General features: G+C 70.5%; 1 protein-coding gene. It reads left to right on the plus strand.

Annotated features, from left to right (window positions below; all coding sequences use genetic code 11):
* Positions 1 to 163 precede the first annotated feature (163 nt).
* Complete coding sequence (locus tag ACIOHG_RS37765) at positions 164 to 1,576, plus strand: NF041680 family putative transposase (RefSeq protein WP_400958191.1); 1,413 nt, start codon at positions 164 to 166, stop codon at positions 1,574 to 1,576.
* Positions 1,577 to 1,582: the final 6 nt, after the last annotated feature.

Consider the following 1,582-nt stretch of genomic DNA (forward strand, 5'->3'; position numbering starts at 1 on the left):
AGCTTGACGTTTAACCTCGAACGTCACCCGACCTGCTGATTTGTAGTTCTTCCGGGGACGGCGGACGCGGCCGTTCTCCATGCTTCGAGATGTCGAGTCAAGAAGTACGAGAGAACGGCCGCTACTTGTGATTCTGCCCGTTGATGCGCCCGCGAGCGGGGCGTTGGACGTGTTGTCCCGCTTTCGGGTCGAGTTCTACGAGAGCCTGTACACCCGCGCTGACGCGCTGTTCGAACTCACCGACGCGGTGCTGTGCGCGGACGGGCCGGTGAAGGCCCTGGTCGAACTGTCGCTGACGGCCGAGCACCGACGCGGGCACGGCGCCCTGTACGCGGCCCTCGACCGGGGCTGGTGCGAGCCCGCCCGCCTGCGCCGCACCCTGGCCGAACTGCCGCTGCCGAGAGCGGCCGACGGCCGGATCGTGCTCGCCGTCGACGTGTCCCACTGGCTCCGCTCCGACGCCCCCACCAGCGACGAGCGGCTGTTCTGCCACGTCTACGGACGCGGCGACCGCAGCCGGGACCAGCTCGTTCCCGGCTGGCCGTACTCCTTCGTCGCCGCGCTGGAAGCGGGCCGCACCTCCTGGGTCGCGCTGCTGGACGCCGTGCGCCTGGGGCCGGCCGACGACGCTACCGCCGTCACAGCCGTCCAACTGCGGGACACCGTCGGAAGGTTGATCCAGGCTGGACACTGGGAGCCGGGCGACCCGGAGATCCTGATCGTCATGGACTCCGGCTACGACAGTGCCTACCTCGCCCATGCCCTGGCGGACCTGCCCGTCGTCCTGGTCGGACGCCTGCGCTCGGACCGCGTCATGCTCCGCGACCCGGGCCCCGCCCGCTCCGGTCCCAAGGGCGGACGGCCCCGCAAGCACGGCGGCGTCCTCACCTTCTCCCGCCCCGACACCTGGCACACCCCCGACACCACCACCGCCACGGCCACCGTCCGCTACGGCACCGCCGAAGCAATCGCCTGGCACCGCATGCACCCCAGGCTCGCCCACCGCGGCCCCTGGCTGGAACACGCAGACGAAGAACTGCCCGTCCTGCACGGCACGTTGATCCGCTTGAAGGTCGAGCGCCTGCCAGGCGACCGCGACCCCAAACCGGTCTGGCTGTGGTGCTCGGCCGCCACTGCCACCGGAGCTGACGTGGACCTGTGGTGGCAGTCGTTCCTGCGCAGATTCGACCTTGAACACACCTTCCGGCTGATGAAGCAGACGCTCGGCTGGACCGCCCCGAAGATCCGCCACGCGGACACCGCCGATCTGTGGACCTGGCTGATCATCGCCGCCCACACCCAGCTCCGCCTTGCCCGGCCCCTCGCCGAGGACCTACGTCGCCCCTGGGAGCGTCCGGCGGCCGAACCCCGCCGCCTTACCCCCGCCCGAGTGCGGCGCGGGTTCCGCAACACCCGCGTGACGGTGGCCTGCCCGGCGGCCGCACCGAAACGATCCCGGCCGGGCCCGGGACGGCCCCCCGGCTCGAAGAACAAACACCGGGCCAAGCGCCACGACGTCGGCAAGACGGCCAAACGGGCCGAGTCGATCAAGCAACACCAAGCCCGCCGACCATAAATGTCA

This window comes from Kitasatospora sp. NPDC088134 (assembly GCF_044741705.1).
Classification (GTDB): domain Bacteria; phylum Actinomycetota; class Actinomycetes; order Streptomycetales; family Streptomycetaceae; genus Kitasatospora.